Source organism: Cupriavidus phytohabitans, from assembly GCF_000426345.1.
GTDB lineage: Bacteria > Pseudomonadota > Gammaproteobacteria > Burkholderiales > Burkholderiaceae > Cupriavidus.
The window spans coordinates 24,647-42,277 of record NZ_AUFE01000049.1; the positions used below are offsets into that span (position 1 = coordinate 24,647).

General features: G+C 64.6%; 13 protein-coding genes and 2 pseudogenes. 5 read left to right on the forward strand and 10 right to left on the reverse strand.

Annotated features, from left to right (window positions below; translation table 11 throughout):
• Positions 1–32 precede the first annotated feature (32 nt).
• The 5 genes and pseudogenes from K309_RS0125970 (at position 33) to K309_RS39300 (ending at position 6,667) form a co-directional block, all read left to right on the forward strand.
• Complete coding sequence (locus K309_RS0125970) at positions 33–1,091, forward strand: phenol 2-monooxygenase domain-containing protein (RefSeq protein WP_029049111.1); 1,059 nt, start codon at positions 33–35, stop codon at positions 1,089–1,091.
• A gap of 45 nt (positions 1,092–1,136) precedes the next feature.
• On the forward strand, positions 1,137–2,054 hold the full coding sequence (gene catA, locus K309_RS0125975) for a catechol 1,2-dioxygenase (RefSeq protein ID WP_029049112.1): 918 nt from the start codon (positions 1,137–1,139) through the stop codon (positions 2,052–2,054).
• A gap of 15 nt (positions 2,055–2,069) precedes the next feature.
• A pseudogene (locus K309_RS43125) lies at positions 2,070–2,390 on the forward strand (2-isopropylmalate synthase); the annotation flags it as partial.
• A 308-nt stretch (positions 2,391–2,698) separates the two neighbouring features.
• Positions 2,699–6,148 carry an adenylate/guanylate cyclase domain-containing protein gene (locus K309_RS0125980; RefSeq protein ID WP_029049113.1) on the forward strand — a complete coding sequence of 1,150 codons (3,450 nt, stop codon included), beginning with the start codon at positions 2,699–2,701 and terminating at the stop codon, positions 6,146–6,148.
• A gap of 183 nt (positions 6,149–6,331) precedes the next feature.
• A complete protein-coding gene (locus K309_RS39300; protein WP_051320606.1) occupies positions 6,332–6,667 on the forward strand; it encodes a helix-turn-helix domain-containing protein in 336 nt (111 codons plus the stop codon).
• Between the two features lie 199 nt (positions 6,668–6,866).
• Here the strand turns inward: K309_RS39300 and K309_RS39595 are convergent, their stop codons facing one another.
• The 10 genes and pseudogenes from K309_RS39595 to K309_RS43130 form a co-directional block, all read right to left on the reverse strand.
• Positions 6,867–7,919, reverse strand: coding sequence for a ferritin-like domain-containing protein (locus K309_RS39595; RefSeq protein WP_035878402.1), 1,053 nt, complete (start codon positions 7,917–7,919; stop codon positions 6,867–6,869).
• A gap of 36 nt (positions 7,920–7,955) precedes the next feature.
• Positions 7,956–9,872, reverse strand: coding sequence for a hypothetical protein (locus tag K309_RS0125995; RefSeq protein WP_029049114.1), 1,917 nt, complete (start codon positions 9,870–9,872; stop codon positions 7,956–7,958).
• A gap of 43 nt (positions 9,873–9,915) precedes the next feature.
• Entirely contained in the window at positions 9,916–10,692 is a 777-nt protein-coding gene (locus K309_RS0126000) for a VOC family protein (RefSeq protein ID WP_029049115.1), read from the reverse strand.
• Positions 10,693–10,795: 103 nt separating this feature from the next.
• Positions 10,796–11,491: a UbiA family prenyltransferase gene (locus K309_RS0126005; protein WP_198030858.1), complete on the reverse strand. Its 696-nt coding sequence runs from the start codon at positions 11,489–11,491 to the stop codon at positions 10,796–10,798.
• A 50-nt stretch (positions 11,492–11,541) separates the two neighbouring features.
• Positions 11,542–12,909, reverse strand: a complete 1,368-nt coding sequence (locus K309_RS0126010; protein WP_029049117.1) for an alkaline phosphatase family protein — start codon at positions 12,907–12,909, stop codon at positions 11,542–11,544.
• Positions 12,887–14,011 carry a metabolite traffic protein EboE gene (gene eboE / locus K309_RS0126015; protein WP_035878407.1) on the reverse strand — a complete coding sequence of 375 codons (1,125 nt, stop codon included), beginning with the start codon at positions 14,009–14,011 and terminating at the stop codon, positions 12,887–12,889. Before eboE ends, K309_RS0126010 begins: the two co-directional genes overlap by 23 nt.
• 14 nt (positions 14,012–14,025) lie before the next feature.
• On the reverse strand, positions 14,026–15,213 hold the full coding sequence (locus K309_RS0126020) for a 3-dehydroquinate synthase (RefSeq protein ID WP_029049119.1): 1,188 nt from the start codon (positions 15,211–15,213) through the stop codon (positions 14,026–14,028).
• A 97-nt stretch (positions 15,214–15,310) separates the two neighbouring features.
• Positions 15,311–16,207 carry a TatD family hydrolase gene (locus K309_RS0126025; RefSeq protein WP_029049120.1) on the reverse strand — a complete coding sequence of 299 codons (897 nt, stop codon included), beginning with the start codon at positions 16,205–16,207 and terminating at the stop codon, positions 15,311–15,313.
• A 70-nt stretch (positions 16,208–16,277) separates the two neighbouring features.
• Positions 16,278–17,177, reverse strand: coding sequence for an EboA domain-containing protein (locus K309_RS39310; protein WP_051320608.1), 900 nt, complete (start codon positions 17,175–17,177; stop codon positions 16,278–16,280).
• A 244-nt stretch (positions 17,178–17,421) separates the two neighbouring features.
• Positions 17,422–17,631: pseudogene (locus K309_RS43130) on the reverse strand (IS5/IS1182 family transposase); the annotation flags it as partial.

The window sequence follows — 17,631 nt, forward strand, 5'->3', positions numbered from 1 at the left end:
GTCGTCGCCGCAACGTCAATACGGAGGCTGTCATGACCTACCAACTGACCATCGAGCCCCTCGGGCAGACCATCGACATCGAGGAAGGCCAGACCGTGCTCGATGCCTGCCTGCGCGCCGGCGTGTGGCTGCCGCACGCCTGTGGCCACGGCCTGTGCGGGACCTGCAAGGTACAGACGCTGGAAGGCGAACTCGACCACGGCGAGGCATCGCCGTTCGCGCTGATGGACTTCGAGCGCGAGGAAGCCAAGTGCCTGGCCTGCTGCGCCACGCCGATGTCCGACATGGTGATCGAGGCCGACATCGAGCCCGATCCGGACGCGCAATGCCTGCCGCTGATGGATTTCACCGCCGAAGTCGTGCGCATCGAGGCACTGACGCCGACCATCAAGGGCGTGTTCCTGCGCATCGAGGGCGAGCCGCTGCAGTTCCAGCCGGGCCAGTACGTCAACGTGTGGATCGGCCAGGAAGCCGCGCCGCGCGCGTTCTCGATCGCCAGCGCGCCGTCGGCGGGCGAGATCGAGCTGAACATACGCCTGGTGCCCGGCGGCAGCGCGACCACCTATGTGCATGAACAGCTCAAGACGGGCGAGCGCCTGCAGTTGTCGGGCCCGCTCGGGCGCTTCTTCGTGCGCAAGAGCGATCCGCGTCCGCTGGTGTTCATGGCGGGCGGATCGGGGCTGTCGAGCCCGCGCTCGATGATCCTCGACCTGCTGGAATCCGGCGATCCGCGCGAAATCGTGCTGGTGCAGGGCGCGCGCAATGCCGGCGAACTCTACTATCGCGAGGCCTTCGAGGCACTGGCCGGGCAGCACGACAACTTCACCTACCTGCCGGTGCTGTCGGGCGAGCCCGAGCAAAGCGACTGGTCCGGCGAGCGTGGCTATGTGCACGACCTGGCCGGCCGCCACTTCACCCACGACTTCCGCGGCTGGCGCGCCTACCTGTGCGGGCCGCCGCCGATGATCGAGGCCTGCATCGCCACGCTGATGCAGGGCCGGCTGTTCGAGAAAGACATCTTTACCGAGAAGTTCCTGTCGGCGGCCGACGCGAGCCAGGCCACCCGCAGCCCGCTGTTCCGCTCGCTCTGACAACGTTTCCCACTTCACCCACCCACAAGGCCATAGGAGACAACCATGGACAAGATCGCGATCGACGCCGTACTCAACCGCATCGAGGAAAGCACCGGCCAGAATGCCAACCCGCGCATCACCGCCATCGTGCACCGGATGGTGCGCGACCTGTTCTACATGATCGAGGACCTCGATATCCAGCCCGAGGAATTCTGGGCCGGGCTCAACTACCTGGCCGAGGCCGGCCGCAGGGGTGAACTCGGCCTGATCGCACCGGGGCTCGGCTTCGATCATTTCCTGGACCTGCGCATGGACGAGGCCGAGGCGCGCGCCGGTATCTCGGGCGGCACGCCGCGCACCATCGAAGGGCCGCTGTACGTGGCCGGCGCCCCCGTCGCCCGGGGCGAAACACGCCTGGACGACGGCAGCGACGAAGGCGAGGTGCTGGTGATGGAAGGGCAGGTGTTCGACAGCGCCGGCAAGCCGCTGCCCGATGCCAACGTGGAGGTCTGGCACGCGAACTCGATGGGCAACTATTCCTACTTCGACCCGACCCAGAGCGCCTTCAACCTGCGGCGCACCATCGTCACCGACAGCGAAGGACGGTACCGCTTCCGCAGTATCGTGCCGGTGGGCTACAGCGTGCCGCCGGACGGCGCCACCGACCGCCTGCTGAAGCAACTGGACCGCCACGGCTCGCGCCCGGCCCACATCCACTTCTTTGTCTCCGCGCCCGGCCATCGCAAGCTGACCACGCAGATCAACATCGACGGTGACCCGTACCTGTGGGACGACTTCGCCTTTGCCACGCGCGAGGGACTGGTGCCGCCGGTGACGCGCGTCGAGGATGCGGCCGCCATGCAGGCGCTGGGCGTGGACAAGCCGTTCTCGCTGATCCGCTTCGACTTCACGCTGCACGCCGACAATGCCGGCGCGCCGCAGGCCGAAGTGGCGCGGCAACGCGCCGCCGTGACGGCGTAAGGCGAACGCAGGGGGGCGGCCCTTGGCCGCACCTATGACAGCGTGATCCGTGTCAACGGCCAGTCGGGCAAGGGCGGCATCGCCTTCCTGCTTGAGCGCGAGCATGGCGTGGTGATGCCGCGGCGCATGCAGGTCGAGTTCAGCACCGTGGTGCAGCAGGCCACCGACGCAAGCGAGACGGAAATCAGTGCCCCGGAACTGTGGAAGCTGTTCCGGGAAACCTATCTGTCGTCCGATGCAACGGGCGCCGCAATCGTGTACCACGGCTACATGCGCGATGAGAGCGGGCAGGGCATTGCGCCGGAAGTCACGATCGATGGCGTGCGCAAGACCCTGTGGCTCGGTGCGGCGCATCATCCAGGTCCGACAAGCCTCCGCGTGCCATACTGTCGTCGCCCTTTCTATGTGGAGTCAGGCGCACAAACAAAGTGGTTAAGTCGCTGCGGCCTTCTGCACACCTCCGAAATCTGGGCCATTGTCAGGTTGCATCGACGGAGTCAGCTCGCGGACGGCGGTGCTGGCGAGCGTTGCGACAGTCCCATCGACGAGCGTTGCCTGGAAAGGCCGACATTCCCAGATCTTGCTAACAGTATCGATTGGACCTTGAATGAGTGCGTAGCGGCTAACGGCAGTCCGAGGACGAAATGCGCTGCACCCATTGCCAATTCGAGAACCCCGCTGGCGCCAGGTTCTGCGAGGCGTGCGGGCAACGGCTGGCGCAGGCCTGCCCGCAATGCGGCTACGAGTCCAGCCCCTCGGCCAGATTCTGCGCGGCCTGCGGGGCGCAGCTGCCGGAGCCGGTTGCGGCGCCGCAGCAGACTCCGCCCCCGGCCCCGCCTGTACCGGCCCCGATTCTTTACACGCCGCCCCACCTGGCCGAGCGCATCCGCGCGGAACGGGCCGCCATGGAAGCCAAGGGCGCGGATGCCGCCGGCGAGCGCAAGACCATCACGGCGCTCTTTGCCGACATGGCCGGCTCGACCGCGCTGATCCAGGACCTGGACCCGGAGGAAGCCCGCCGCCTGATCGACCCGGTGGTGGCGCTGATGATGGAGGCCGTGCATCACTATGAAGGGTACGTGGCCAAGTCGCTCGGCGACGGCATCCTCGCGCTGTTCGGCGCGCCGATCGCTCACGAAGACCATGCGCTACGGGCACTGTTCGCGGCGCTACGGATGCAGCAGGCCATGCGCCGCCATAGTGACCGGGTCCGGCTGGAGCAGGGCATCCCGCTGCAGATCCGGGTGGGCGTTCACACCGGGGAAGTGGTGGTCCGCTCGATCCGCAAGGACGATTTGCGCACCGACTACGACCCGGTGGGCCACACCATGCACATCGCCGCCCGAATGGAAGGCGTCGCGACCCCGTCCTCCATCCTGGTCAGCGAATCGACCCACAGGCTGACGGAGGGGTATTTCGCGTTCCAGGCCTTGGGACGTACCCAGATCAAGGGACTGCGCGAGCCACTGGCCGTGTATGAGGTGCTCGGTCTGGGCGCCTTGCGCACGCGGCTGCAGGTGGGGGCGCTTCGCGGCCTGGCCCGCTTTGTCGGTCGTGAGGCGGAGTTGGCGCGCCTGGGCGAGGCGTTGGCGCTGGCCAAGGGCGGGCAAGGGCAGATCGTCGGCGTCGTGGGGGAGGCGGGCGTCGGCAAATCGCGCCTGTTCCACGAATTCAAGGCGCGCGCGCAGGAAGGCTGCCTGGTGCTCGAAACCTTCTCGGTGTCGCATGGCAAGGCGTTCCCCTACCTGCCGCTGATCGACCTGCTGCGAAACTACTTCCAGATCACGCCACAGGATGATGAACGCCGCTGTCGAGAGAAGGCGACAGGCAAGCTGCTGATCCTGGATCGTGCGCTGGAGGAACACCTGCCCTACCTGCTCTACCTGCTGGGGATTGTCGAGCCGGGCTCGGCCTTGCCGACGATGGATCCCGCCATCCGGCGCCGGCGCACGTTCGAGGCGATCGTGAAACTGCTGGTGCGCGAGAGCCAGAACCAGACGCTGATGGTGCTGTTCGAAGACCTGCAATGGCTCGATAGCGAGACCGAAGCGTTCCTCGATGTCCTGATCGCGCAGGTGCCGCACGCCAGGCTGCTGCTGCTGGTCAACTACCGCCCCGAATACCGCCACGACGGGGGCAGCCAGCCGTGTTACACCCAGCTGCATCTGGAACCGCTGGGCCCGGCGGAGGCCCAGGGATTGCTCATGGCGCTGCTCGGCGATGATCCCTCGCTGGTCCCGCTCAAGCAGCTGATCCTGTCCAAGACCGAGGGCAACCCGTTCTTTATGGAGGAAGTGGTCCAGACCCTGGCCGAGGAACATGCCCTGCTCGGCCAGCCCGGCCACTACCGGATCGACAAGGCTCCTGTGGCGCTGCACATCCCGACCACCGTGCAGGGGGTGCTGGCGGCCCGGATCGACCGGCTACCGGTCCCGCAAAAGGAATTGTTGCAGACGCTCGCGGTCATCGGCACCGAGTTCCCGTCCAGCCTGGTCCGGCATGTGACGGGGCAGCCCGAAGCCGCGCTGCACCCGCTGCTGGTCGACCTCCAGGCCGGGGACTTCATCTATGAGCGGCCCGCTTACCCCGAAGTGGAGTACGCGTTCAAGCACGCGCTGACCCAGGAGGTCGCGGGCAACTCCCTGCTGTCGGCGCAGCGCAGCCTCCTGCACGAGCGCACGGCGCAGGCCATCGAGGCGCTGTTCCCGGACCGGCTCAAGGAGTACTGCAACGAGTTGTCGCATCATTACAGCCAGAGCGGCAATGTGCCGAAGGCGGTCGAATACCTGCAGCTGGCCGGCAAGCAGGCCCTGCAGCGTTCCGCCCAGCTTGAAGCGATCGGCCATCTCAGCGCGGCGCTCGAACTGCTCAAGACCCTGCCTGACACGCCCGAACGCCTGCAGGAAGAGCTGACGCTGCTGCTGACGCTCGGCCCGGCCTGGATGGCCGCGCGCGGCTTCGGCGCGCCGGAGGTGGAGGCGACCTACACGCGGGCCCTCGCGCTGAGCAAGCAGGGCGGGGACACGCCGCAGTGCTTCTCGTCACAACTCGGTCTGTGGTCCTTCTACCTGCTGCGCGCCCAGCTCAAGACGGCGCAGGCACTAGGTGAGCGGCTGCTCAGCCTCGCGCAGGATACGCAGGACCCGGAACAGATGGCCGAGGCACACCGCGTGCTCGGCACGACTGTGTTCCGCCTGGGCGAGTTCACGGCGGCCCGTACCCACATGGAGCAGGCCCTGGCACTGCACCGCCCCGACCGGCAATCCTATGGTCATCTCTTGCGCTATGTGCGTAACCCCGCCATCCATATGCGCAGTGCGCTGAGCTGGTCGCTCTGGTATCTGGGCTTGCCGGATCAGTCCCTGGCCCGCTCGGCAGAGGCCCTGGCGCTGGCCAGGCAGGCCTGTGAGCCGTTCGGCCTTGCCTTGAGCCTGGTCTATGCGGCCGAACTGCATCAGCGCCGGGGCGAACCGGAACGGACGCTCGAGTACGCCAATGCCGCGCTCGCGCTATCGAGCGAACAAGGATTCCCGCTCTATCTGGCCTGGGCGACGATTCTGCGCGGCTGGGCGCTCGCCCGGCAAGGCAATGACGAGGGCATTGATCTGATACAGCAGGGTCTCGAAGCCCACGAAGCCACCGGGGCCGCACTGGGGCGGCCATCCCTGCTGGGACTGCTTGCCGACGCCTATGGCAGGGCAGGGCAGCCTGATGCGGCGCTGCGCGTGCTGGGTGAGGCGCTGACCCTGGCCAGCAGCACCGGCGAATGCTTCGATGCCGCGACGCTGCATCGCTTCCAGGGAGAATGGATGCTGCAGTTGCCGGGCGAAATGGCCAGTCTCTCCGCCAGGGACGACGAAGCGCAAGCATGCTTCGAGAAGGCAATTGCCCTCGCGCATCAGCAGGCGGCTAAGTCCATCGAGTTGCAAGCCGTGCTGAGCGTTGCCCGACTATGGCACCGCCAAGGCAAGGACGAAGCTGCGCGGCAAATGGTAGTCAAGGTCCATGCCTCGTTCACGGAGGGATTCGATACCGTGGACGCGCGCCAGGCAAGCGAGCTGCTAACGGGTGCATCGCCCCTTGGCTTGGTTTAGCGATGGTGCGGCGTTTGGCCCGGTGAGTCGAAGCGGTGTCCGGATGCAATCAATTGCCTGCAAGCCACCCACAACAGCAATGTCAGCTCCCGATGGGGCAACAAACCGACGCGCGGTGCTCCCCAAATCCGGGATTGGACGGCGATGGTATAATTTCACTTTCGTGAAAGTTATGACACCTCTATGCCGAGGCCGCTTCCTGATCCAACTCCGCCATCCCGCGCAACAATCCGTAGCATTGACCAGCTTGGGGACCGGATACGTGCAACGCGGGCAGGGGAAGGCATGCCCATTGACCAGGCTGCTAATCATTGTGGGGTTTCCGTCGGTATGCTGTCCAAGCTGGAGAACGGCAAGGGCGTCAATCTGGAGCACGCGCTGCGCGTGATGGACGGACTGGGTTTGACGATGCTCGTCGTGCCGAGGGCGCATGCGGCCTTGCTCGAACAGGCAGCGGCTCATGCGGCCAGGATGGACAAGAATGCGGCTAGGGAGAGGCAAGTCCGGGGCGAGGAATAGGCATGCAACAGGCGTGCGGATCCTGCGGGGTCGTGCCAGCTACTGCTTCTTGTGCGTGCCCCAACCGATGCGACAATCACCAACGGCATGGGTGTCGGACCGAATTCGGCTCCCATACTGCACGGGTGAGCGCGCCTGCCGTCGCGGGACGGCAGTGAGCGCGTCTTGCGAAATCACGTCGGAAAGCGCTGGTGCCCGATCAGGCAGCGGCGCTACCCGGGTCGACCGGCTGGTACTCGAAACTCGGCCCCGTCAACACGGCCGGGTTCGGAATCCCCGACATCATCGCCTTCGCCTGCCCTTTCAGCGACATCATCAGTCCGATCGCGACATTCATCTGGGCGGAGGTAGCGTTACCGTTGAACAGCGAGTTCAAGGCGGACAGCAGGCTTGTGTAGGTGTAGTTGAAGTTGTTGCACGCCAGCCGCTGCGCTGAACCGGGGGGATAGTTCGCGATCTTCGGGTTGGTAGGCAGCGAATAGACGCCGCTCGGATCGAAGACGATCGGCTCGCCCGAATATGAATAGGGCGGGTTGCCGGACGGGTTCATTATCAGTGTCCTGCCGTTCTTGATCTGCATGAAGCGGTAGTAGTGGGCGTAGCCATCTCCGACCACTTCCTCCGGGGACTTCGACGTACCTTCGCCCTGCTCGACGATGGTGCGGATTGCCTGCTGCGCGGTTGTCACGTTGTACACGACCACAGCCTCCTGCATCAGGTCAGGACCGACCTGGTTACGGGGCGGGTTGACGAACGCGCCGTCGCCGAGCACGCCGATTGCCGCCGATATGGCATCGTAGAATTCGCCAATCGTGATCGATGTGTCCAGCGCGAACGCCCGAGCGGTCGGAAAGTCCAGGGGGTCCTCCGGCTGCTCGATGTCGAGGAAGGTGTCGAGCTGGGCCGGTGAGAACGGGGCGAGATTGCAGGTCAGGCCATGCTCGACGCCGCCGGGCAGCGGACCCGGGTAGCTCGGGACGAAATACTGCCCGCCAATGACCGGCGTCCCGCCGAGCGCATTCAGCACATTCGATGCCAGCGTCATGTGCAGCATCTCTTCCATCACCACCGATAGAACGATGTCAGCGATGGCCTTGTTCTTGGTCGGGTCGAGAGAATACAGCGCGTAAAGGTAGAGCGGAATGGTCGCATGCTCGAGTTCGATGGCCTGGTTCAGCACTGCATACATGGCCGGCAGAGACGGCTGGTCGGACCGCAGTCCTTTCAGCGTGGAGCGTTGAAGGCGGATCATATTGGCTACCTCCGAAATTGGTGATCAAAGAGGTGATCAAAGCGCGCACAGGGATCTGCGCAATATCAGGCGGCGTGCGCTGGCCGCCGCCTTGCCACCTTGCGCGGCGGGACGTATCGCATCCGATACGGGCGCGGCGGCATGCGCGCGCACAGCGGGGGCCGGTGCGCCGGTGCCGTACTGGGGATTGGCGAGGAACGACTGGATCGCGGTGCGCTTCGCTGGCGACAGGTCGCGTGTGACCGGCATCGAATTCGGATCCGCCGGATCGAGTCCGAACGCGAGCGACAGCAGCGAGGCATTCGCGACCACCTGTTTGTAGTCGGCCATGTCGAGAAAGCGCGCCATGACCGGATACAGGTTTGCGTATTGCTGGAAGATCGGTTGCACCGATGTCCACGTGACCGGCTGGGCGGGGCTAAAGCCGCTCCACAGCAGGACGCTGATGAAATTCCACTGGTTCACCGGCCCGCTATAGGTTCCCGTATCCGCAAATCCGACGCGGATGCCGTAGACCTGGCCGTCCAGGCCATAGTCCTTGCCATGGTTGAAATAGCGCGGTGTGCCCGGGTCGCCGGTGGCCAGCGACAGCAACGCGACACCGTTCTGGCCCGTCACCAGCGTGCCGCTGAAGCCTTCGGAAAGCGGTGTGACCGTCGGCGGCCGGTGCGTGGCATCGACAAAGCTCAACGCGGAAAGCGGTGTCGCGACCGGCGGCACGTCGCGCGGATGAATCATGTTGCTAGGCTGAAGTTGTAAGGAATCCGGCACGACACTCAATGTCGCTTCGACCATCGGCTGGCCCCACTGCATCGCGTAGACGGCTACCTGCAGCGTGTCGCCAGGACTCGCACGATAGACGAACGTGTCTGCGCGCACGAACACGCCGCTGTTCCATTCGCTGATCGTGATGCCCGGGTTTCCGCTCAACGTAAGCGGGGCACTCTGCACCGCGGCGAGTTGCTGGGGGCTCAGCGGCAACTGCACCACGCCTGCGGTTGTCGGGTACCAAGGCGTGTCGCCGGAGTAGCCGTTCTGACCGCCGGCCGCGATCGTTCCCAGCGTGAGAGCGCCTGTCGACGTAGCGACACTGAGCGCCAGGTCCCCGACGTCATTCATGGTGCCGCCCGGGTTGCCGGTACTCAGCGCGTTGCCCAGGTCTAGCAGGATGGAACTGGACGCTTCGTCGACCCGCGCCGCGAAGAAGTTGATGCCGCCTTGCGGCTTGAAGAAGTTGCCACCCTGCGCCGCCGCGGCCATGAACTGCCGCCCGATCACCATGCTGTTCGGTTCTCCCGCGGCGTAGGGGCCAATTGTGCCGACGATCCGACCGCACATGAACTGGGGCGACGTGTAGTCGAGATTGATGCCGTCCACGTTGAACTTGATCGAGAGCAGGTCGCCGCTTGCCTGCAACGCGGTGAGGAAGGGCGAGTTCGACACATCCGCCCATTGCAGATCGGTCAGCACGGACTGGTACATCGCGCCGGCAATCACGTCGCCGGAGGTCTGGCCCGTCGCGCGGTCCCAGATGTCGAGGAACGGCGCCGGGTTGAAATTGCCGCGCAGCAGCGTGTTGCCCTTGGTATCGGCGATGCGCACCTGCAGGCCCCAGATTTCGGATACCAGCTGCTGTTCGCTGTCGAGATCGACCAGCTTGGCGCAGACACGGCCGTCCGAGTCGGCGACCAGGGACTGCAGGACCGGATCGGCTGGACTGGCGGGGCCCGATGGCAGCCAGGCCGACGTGACCTTGCAGCCGAGCAGCCGCCAGGCGGCGTCGCCAGTGGGGTTGAACCAGCCGTTGGGCGGATTCATGCCCGGCCCCTGCAGCTTCTGGTAGCTTGGTTCGAACGCAGCGTTGTCGAAGTGCCCGGGGTCGTTATTGACCGTCGACACATTGGCCTGGAACTGGCCTGCGAAATGCAGGCGCAGCGGATCGAGGTAGCTCATGGGGTCCTCCTTGTTAGCGGTGCGACGTGGTTGCCGCGGCGCGTCAGAATGGCTTGATCAGGCCAACCGGATTGCCTTCCGGATCCTTGATCATCGCGAAGTGGTAGCCATCGACGCTGACCGGATCGACATAGCGGCTGCCGCCGTTCTGCAAAGCACGGTTGATCGCTGCGTCCAGATCGTCGACGAGAAGGTAGAAGTTCTTGCCCGGCTCGTAGCCAGGCGTATTCGGTTCTGTCTGGCCGATGCCGCCGAGCAGCGGCAAGGTCTGCACCTGGAACGGGATGTAGGCGAAGCCGGCGGTGCCGGTCTGGTAGTGCCAGCCGAAGACGCTGCCGTAGAAGGCCTTCAGCGTGGCCTGGTCCTTCGCGATGATCTCGAACATCACGCTGGGATGGAGATTGACGGCATCGGCTTGCGGCGCGGCGATGGAGGCGGCAGCCGTCGCGGTCCGCACAAAGCCCGCGCGCATTTGCAGGAACTCCACGAACGTAAAAGGCGAGCCGTTCGACGCGACAAACAGCTCGCCATGCTGCCGCACAAAGCCGGTGAACACCGGTCCGTTGACGTGGCGCAGGAACGCGTCGGCGTCACGGTAGGTTTCAAAGAACACGACGGAAAAAGGATTGGACGGCGGCAGCGATTGCAGTCGGGCGTCACCGCCGTAGGGCGTATGGATGAGATACGCCAGCGTATCGGGCTCCCGCTGCAGGACATCCTCGGCGAGCTGGCGCAGCGCGGTCTCGGCGGCTGGCTCGCATCCCGGCCGGATAAACCAGCGCGATGTCAGGCTGATGGAGGTGGGGATGGATGGACTCATGGTGCTCCTTCTGGTTTGGAGGCTTCATGTGCAGCCGGCACCATGACTTCGGATTCACGCTGGGCCGCTGTGCCGGAAGCGGCCACGGTTGCTGCTTCAGCGATCAGTCGCCGCGAACGTAGCGCTGGCCCGCGCGGGTCAGTCCCATGCCGACCACGCCTGCAAGCAGCCACGCCGGATGCACCAGCACGGCGAGCATGACGCCATCGAGCAGCGGCATCGCGGCAAGCATCCATGGGATCACTGGCCATCGGTAACGCCCGGCGGCGGTGCGGCCTTCGTGGCGCGCGACAACTGTCAGCAGTAGCACGTAGGCCCCCTGGACGAGGGCGGCGATTCCGACCCCCGTGGATATTCCCCCGGTCAGCGCTGACGCAGTGACGACGTAGACCAGCAGCCGCGCGCCGGCCATGGCGAACACGGTCGACGGGTGGCGCTTGTGGAAGTGGTCGTAGACCCAGATCACGAAAAGCAGCATCACACCGGCAGCCAGCCCCGCATGATGCGGAACGAGCAGCAGGCAGGCGAGCGCGCTGGCAAACAGCGCGAGGGTGACGGCGCGGGCACGGCCAGGGGTAATGCGGCCGGCCGGAATCGGCCGGTAGCGCTGGTACATGCGGTCATGCTCGAGGTCGCAGAGGTCGTTCAGGGCCATGCCGCCGCAGTAGAAGCACGACAGCGCGACCAAGAGCAGCACGACCAGCAAGGCGGAGGCGGCGGCCGGGCTTCCCTCCCAGGCAGCGCCCGAGAGGACGGCCGCGGCCAGCACGTTCATCCAGACGGTGGGCAGATTGCTCACGCGGCACAGCGAACACACTGCGTTGAGGCTGGCGCGAACCGGTAGGGCATTCATTGGCGGAAGACGTGATCGAGCAGGGTGGCGAAGACACTGGTGGCTGCCAGGTTGTCGTCGGGAATGCGGCCGCGTTCGGAGCTGATCAGCACCGGCGCGTCGTTGTCGCTGGCCGTGCGGATGCCGTGCGAGCCGCGTACCAGCGACGCGTCGAGGGGCACCACGTCCATCGTGTACCGCATGCCGAGCGCCTTGCGCGCGAGAATGCCGCCGACTTTCAGCGCGGGGAAGCGGATGTCCGGATCGACAAACAGCTCGACCGGATCGTAGCCCGGCTTGTTGTGGATATCGACGGTGCGCGCATAGTCTGGCGCAGCCGCGTCGTCGGCCCAGAAATAATAGGTGAACCAGCTATCCGGTTCGGCCAGCAGGACGATCTCCCCGGCACGGGGATGCGCGAGGCCGTAGTGAACCTTCCCGGCTTCATGGAGCAATTCGCCAACGCCATCGACGTCACCCAGAAGCCGGCTCACCGCGCCGACATCGCGCGGGTCGCGGACATAGACGTGCGCCAGCTGGTGGTCAGCCACGGCAAATGCGCGCGAAGCGCCGGTGTCGAGATAGTCCCGGCCGAGATCGCGCTTGATCGCAAGGAACCCGGCCTCGCGCAAGATGCGGTTGATATGTACCGGCCTGCTGACCGGCACGATGCCATACTCGGACAACACGACGATGCGCACTCCGCGCGCCCGGAACGTGTCGATCAGGTCGCCGCAGACGGCGTCGATCTCGCACAGGTCGCTCGCGATATCGGCTTGCGGGCCGACGCGCTGCAGGCAGTAATCGAGGTGCGGCAGGTAGATCAGGTTCAGCGTCGGGGAGAACTGCTCTTCCACCGTGAGCGCGGCATCCGCGATCCAGCGGCTCGAGCGGATGCTGGTGCGCGGACCCCAGAAGTCGTAAAGAGGAAACTGCCCGAGCCGTTCGCGCAGCAACTCGCGCAATGATGCCGGTTGCGTGTAGAAGTCCGGCAGCTTCAGGCCGTTGGCGCAATACAGGGGCCGCGGGGTCAGCGTGATGTCCGCGTCGGTCGCCATCGCGTACCACCAGAACGTGTTGGCACAGGTGAACGACGGATCGCGCTCCCGCGCGAGATGCCAGATGCGCGGTGCCTGGACCAGCCGGTTGCTTTGCCGCCACAGCATCACCTGGTCGAGCTCGCGGAAATACCAGCCGTTGCCGACGATGCCGTGTTGGGTCGGCAGCTTGCCAGTCAGGTAGGTTGTCTGCGCCGAACAGGTCAGCGCAGGCGTCACCGCGTCGATCGTCGCCACCTCGTCGCTGAGGGCGGAAAGGTTGGGCGTGTGCGGCCCGAGCAGCCTCCTGGTGAGCCCGACAACGTTAATGACGGCCGTGCGCTGCATCGAGTGTCTCCCTGACCCAGTTCAGTTCGCGTGCGATGGACGCGCCCGCCGAGTCGAGGCGCAGCGCTTGCGGCAGGACGCCAAAGCTGTAGGTTTCGACCTCGAGCGGCGTCCCCGGCGCCAGCCGCGGCAGGCAGTCCTCAAGAAAGAAGCGCGTTGTGCCGACATTCCCGAGTTCGGCCAGAAAGACCGGCACGTGGAAGTGCACGCGGCATTCTTCGGCCGGCTCGCCGCGCTCGAGCCAGCGCGCGAGTTCCGGCAGATCGGAAAAGCGCAGCAGTTCGCCGTCCAGCGTGCAAAGCACGGCCTGATGCAGATATGTCGCTTCGTCGAAGGCCAGCAGGTTTGCAATCGCCTTGCCGCGGGCACGCAGCGCGGAGGAAACCTGTACCTTGACCACACGGATCCCGGCGCTTTCCAGTGCCGCGAGGCAGTCAGCTGGCTGCTCGAACTCCACCGCCTGGTGGCAACAGTCGAAGCACAGGCCGATGTAATCGGCAAGCGAGGCGGGAAACCGCATCCGCTCGAAGAACTCGACGGCTTCGTGGGTCTGCTCCAGTACGCAGTGTGGCTCGGGCTCGAGCGCGAGGCGGATTAGCGGACCGCCGCGCTCGTGCAGGTATGCAAGGTGCATGAGCGTGTACAACAGATGCGTCCTGACCGGTCCCCAGTGTTCCGTGGCAAAGCCACTACGGTACGCAACCGGCACTGTCGAGATCGATCGGGTCTGGCCACGTGGCGTCCATTGCGCGAGGACGTCGGCGAGCCGGTTCGTATAGCTGGCGCGCCGCGGATCCCGCCAGTCTGGCAGGTAGACCGCGTCCTTGACCTGCGTACCGTGGAAGGCCCCGTGCGGAAAGCCGTTCAACGTCAGCACGTAACAGTCATGTGCCTCGCACCAGTTGGCAAAGCGGCGGATCTCAACGTCGTCGAGTTCGAACGCGGCCTGCGCGGACAGGCGTATGCCCAACGGGAACGTGCGCGCGGGGGAACAGGCTTCCTTGACCTGCAACGCGTGGTCCTCCAGATTGCGCCGGACATCGGCCCATGCATCACCGGGGTGGATGTTGGTGCAGTACGTCAGCGGGTAGTCGTGGCCCACCTGGTTCACCTGGTTCACGACAGGACCTCCAGCGGGACGGTCTCGGCGCGTGCTTGCCGTTGCGACGCCTGCAGGTCCGCGATGCATGCGCGCATGGTGGGGATATCGATATGATGGACCTCGACGCCTTCGCCAATCCCTTTTAGCAGTGTGATGCACAACTGCCCGCCCAGGTGCTCACGGAAGTTGTCCAGTGCCTGTTCGACATCAAGGTGGCCCAGCGCCTCGTGATTGAGCGTAAAGCCGATATCGCACAGCGTTTGCATGATGGTCTCCGCGGCCAGATCGCCGATCATGCCAAGCCGGCGGGAGTATTGGACATCGAGCGCCATGCCGATCGCGACCGCTTCGCCGTGCCTCAAACGGTGCTCGGAGAGTTCCTCGAGCTTGTGCGCCGACCAGTGGCCGAAATCCAGCGGCCGGGCGCTGCCGCGCTCAAAGGGATCGCCGGCATTGCGGATCTGTGCGAGATGCAATTCCGCGCAGCGGACGATCATCGGCTCCAGCGCATGGGGCGCAAGGACCGCGAGCGCGAATCGTTGCAGGTGAAGCCAGTCGAAGAAGGCGCGATCGCGGATCAGTGCGACCTTTACCGCTTCCGCAATGCCGGCGCGCCGGTCGGCGGCGGCCACGCTTGCCAGCAACTCGAAGTCGTTGACGACCGCAAACGGCGGTGTGAACGTGCCGAGGAAGTTCTTGCGGCCCTGCCAGTTGATCGCGTTCTTGACGCCCACGCCGGCGTCGTTCTGGCCCAGCACCGTTGACGGCATCCGGATCAGCCGCAGGCCACGATGCGCAGTTGCCGCAGCGTATCCGATCGCGTCCAGCACCGCGCCGCCGCCGATTGCGACGACGTAGCTGTGACGGCAGAGCCTGAGGTCACGCACGTAGCCGTAGAATTCGTCCACCTCGCGCGGATCGCGCTTGGAAGTCTCGCCGCCACGGACAATCCATGGCGTGCGGACCAGTTCGATAGTGTCCGCATGTGCCAGCGCGTATTGCTCAATCGCGTCGATGCAACCGGGTTGCGCGCCGGAAAGCCCGGCATCCACCGCGAATAGCACGCGTGCCCTTGCGCCTGGCGGCAGCGCTCGCATCAGGTCTGACAGCAGCGGGTTTGCAGGCGTGAGGGCGCCGCGGGTGAAGCAGACCGGATAGCTGTAGCGCACTTCAAAACTCTGTTCGATGCGATGCTCGAGCATGCGGCGCTCCTGGGCTTCGTACCGGGACGAAGACGTGACTGGAGGGAGACGGGATGGTTTTTTCTATTCCGCTGGCGTCCGGTCAACCGGCGCCGGTTCAGTTCGGCACGGGCTCGTCGACACGTGGCACTTGTCCGCGGAGCACGGAGTTGTCGGCGAACAGCTGACGCTGATCGAGTCGAGGATTCTGGTCAAGCGCAGCGACATCGATCTGCTGGGACTGCGCATAGGCATGCAAGGCGTTGCTCCAGCTGACGGCTTCGACATCGGAGGCAGGAATGCCACGGGCGAGCATCAGCCGCGCGGTTTTGGGCACCGACAGCGGGTCGCTGACGCCCCAGTCGGCTGAACTGTCGACAATGATCCGTTCGGATCCGTATTGCCGGACGACTTCCACCATCCTCTCGGAACCCATCTTTGTATTCGGGTATATCGTGAAGGCGGCCCATGCGCCGGAATCGAGTACGGCGCGCACAGTCTCCTCGTTGTTATGGTCGATGACCAGCTTTGTCATATCGATGCCGTGCTCCCGTGCGACATCGATCGACCGTAGTGTGCCGTTCTTCTTGTCGCGATGGGGCGTATGGACCATTACCACCATGTCGTGCTCGCGCGCGAGATCCAGTTGGGCGCGATACGCGAAATCTTCCGCGGCGGTGATCTCGTCGTAGCCGATTTCGCCAATGGCGACGACCCCCTCTTTCAGCGCAAATTGCGGCAACAGGTCAAGCACTTCGCGCGCGAGCTCCACGTTGTTTGCTTCCTTCGAATTGAGCCCGATGGCGCAGTAATGCGCGATGCCGAACTGGCTGCATCGAAAGCGCTCCCAGCCGAGCAGGCTGGAGAAGTAGTCGAAGAAACTGCCGACGTTGGTGCGTGGCTGACCCAGCCAGAACGCTGGTTCGATGACCGCGCGGATGCCGGCGGCAGCCATGGCCTCCAGATCGTCGGTGGTGCGTGAGCTGATATGGATGTGGGGATCGAAGAATCTCACGGCGGGTCCTTTGTGGTTCTTGTGGTTCTTGTGGGTCGTGGTTCTTTGTGGTTCCTTCTCGCTTTGGACGCTAAAGGAAGCGAAGGGCTTGCTGCGTAAAGCTTGCCTGGCGGGCCTGCTCGAGGAAGCCGGCGTGTTTGTCCAGCGCGGTGCGCAGCCATCGGCAATCGCCGCTCATCGTGTCACCAGCACGGGCGAGCGCGAGAAGGGCGCCGCGTTGGCCGCGGGCGTGGCCTTGCGCCAGTTCCTTGCGCAAGGCCTGGAGCCCGCGTTCACCGCCATGGGGACCGAGGCAAAGCCATAGCTGCGGCGGCACATCGCGCCCCGCGCTGCACCTTTCATCGGCAAGGTCGAGCGCCATCCGGGCGAGTTCCGGAGACAGCCGCCGGTCGATGCCGTCGATGCGCCAGAGTGGCACGTCAATGAATACGGCCTTGATCACGAGTTGGCGCCAGGCAACTTCGTCAAAATGCTGCGCAGGGTAGGGAGAATCGCATGCGACGGCTTCGAATACAGAGCGCATATTGCTGCGGCAGCCTTCACCTGCGCGCCAGACAAAGCGCTCGCCGCTCGGCAGGAGTGCGAGCGCGCGATATAGGGCGCACGACTCGCCATGGTCGGCGAAACGAAAGCAATGCTCAAGCGTAATGGGGAAGGCGTCGCCTTCCATGTCTGGCGAAGCGAGCAGCAAGGCAACGCGCAGCGCTTCCAGCAGGCTCCAACGGGACATATCCCACCCGGGAATGCCTGCGCTGAGCAAGCGAAGTTCGTCGGGGCCCGGATTGAGCGGGACGCCGGCGCGGACATGGCGGCTCGCAAGAGCAAGCAGTTGCGCGAGACGTAGCTTCGATGCGCCGTTACTGACTTCATTCGATGCGCTGAGCCGGAAGGCGTTGGCGTCGCGCGACAGGCGCGGACCGATAAGGTCCGAAAGGGCCGCGGCAGCATCGAATCTGGTGTGGGCATCCATGCGTAATCGTCAGGAATTGGCTGTCGCCTGCGTTAGACAGGTTTTCATTCAGACAGGGTGCAATCGCTGCTCCGGCGATAATTAATATAGGTCTATGGATTGATCAGTAATGCATAGTGGTAACCCTGATAAAATATTTATTATTTAATTCTGATATCGATAAATACAGATATAAGTAGTCGGACCTGAAAAATTCAGTCTGAGAGCTCAGCGTGACTGAAAGGCGGAGGATTCTGGGCCCTCATCAAACGACTGCGGCATGTGGGCTGAGTCGATTGGCGGCATCGGTGGCGAACCGGGCCATCCCTGTGAGCAAAGCTAAGACGAAAAAAAGCCCGCGGATACCGAGGCGGGCAATGGCCCGCAGCAGCCAACGGAGATTGAAGCCTGCGGCACAGAGGATCGGATGGACAGTGTCACCGATTTCGCCTTTCAACCAGTTCCGGCGCATGCC

Coding starts and splice junctions, on each gene's coding strand:
- K309_RS39300 (WP_051320606.1), top strand. CDS start 6,332: ATGCCGAGGCCGCTTCCTGATCCAACTCCGCCATCCCGCGCAACAATC.
- K309_RS0126000 (WP_029049115.1), bottom strand. CDS start 10,692: ATGAGTCCATCCATCCCCACCTCCATCAGCCTGACATCGCGCTGGTTT.
- K309_RS0126020 (WP_029049119.1), bottom strand. CDS start 15,213: ATGCTCGAGCATCGCATCGAACAGAGTTTTGAAGTGCGCTACAGCTAT.
- catA (WP_029049112.1), top strand. CDS start 1,137: ATGGACAAGATCGCGATCGACGCCGTACTCAACCGCATCGAGGAAAGC.
- K309_RS0125970 (WP_029049111.1), top strand. CDS start 33: ATGACCTACCAACTGACCATCGAGCCCCTCGGGCAGACCATCGACATC.
- K309_RS39310 (WP_051320608.1), bottom strand. CDS start 17,177: ATGGATGCCCACACCAGATTCGATGCTGCCGCGGCCCTTTCGGACCTT.
- K309_RS39595 (WP_035878402.1), bottom strand. CDS start 7,919: ATGATCCGCCTTCAACGCTCCACGCTGAAAGGACTGCGGTCCGACCAG.
- K309_RS0125980 (WP_029049113.1), top strand. CDS start 2,699: ATGCGCTGCACCCATTGCCAATTCGAGAACCCCGCTGGCGCCAGGTTC.
- K309_RS0125995 (WP_029049114.1), bottom strand. CDS start 9,872: ATGAGCTACCTCGATCCGCTGCGCCTGCATTTCGCAGGCCAGTTCCAG.
- K309_RS0126010 (WP_029049117.1), bottom strand. CDS start 12,909: ATGCAGCGCACGGCCGTCATTAACGTTGTCGGGCTCACCAGGAGGCTG.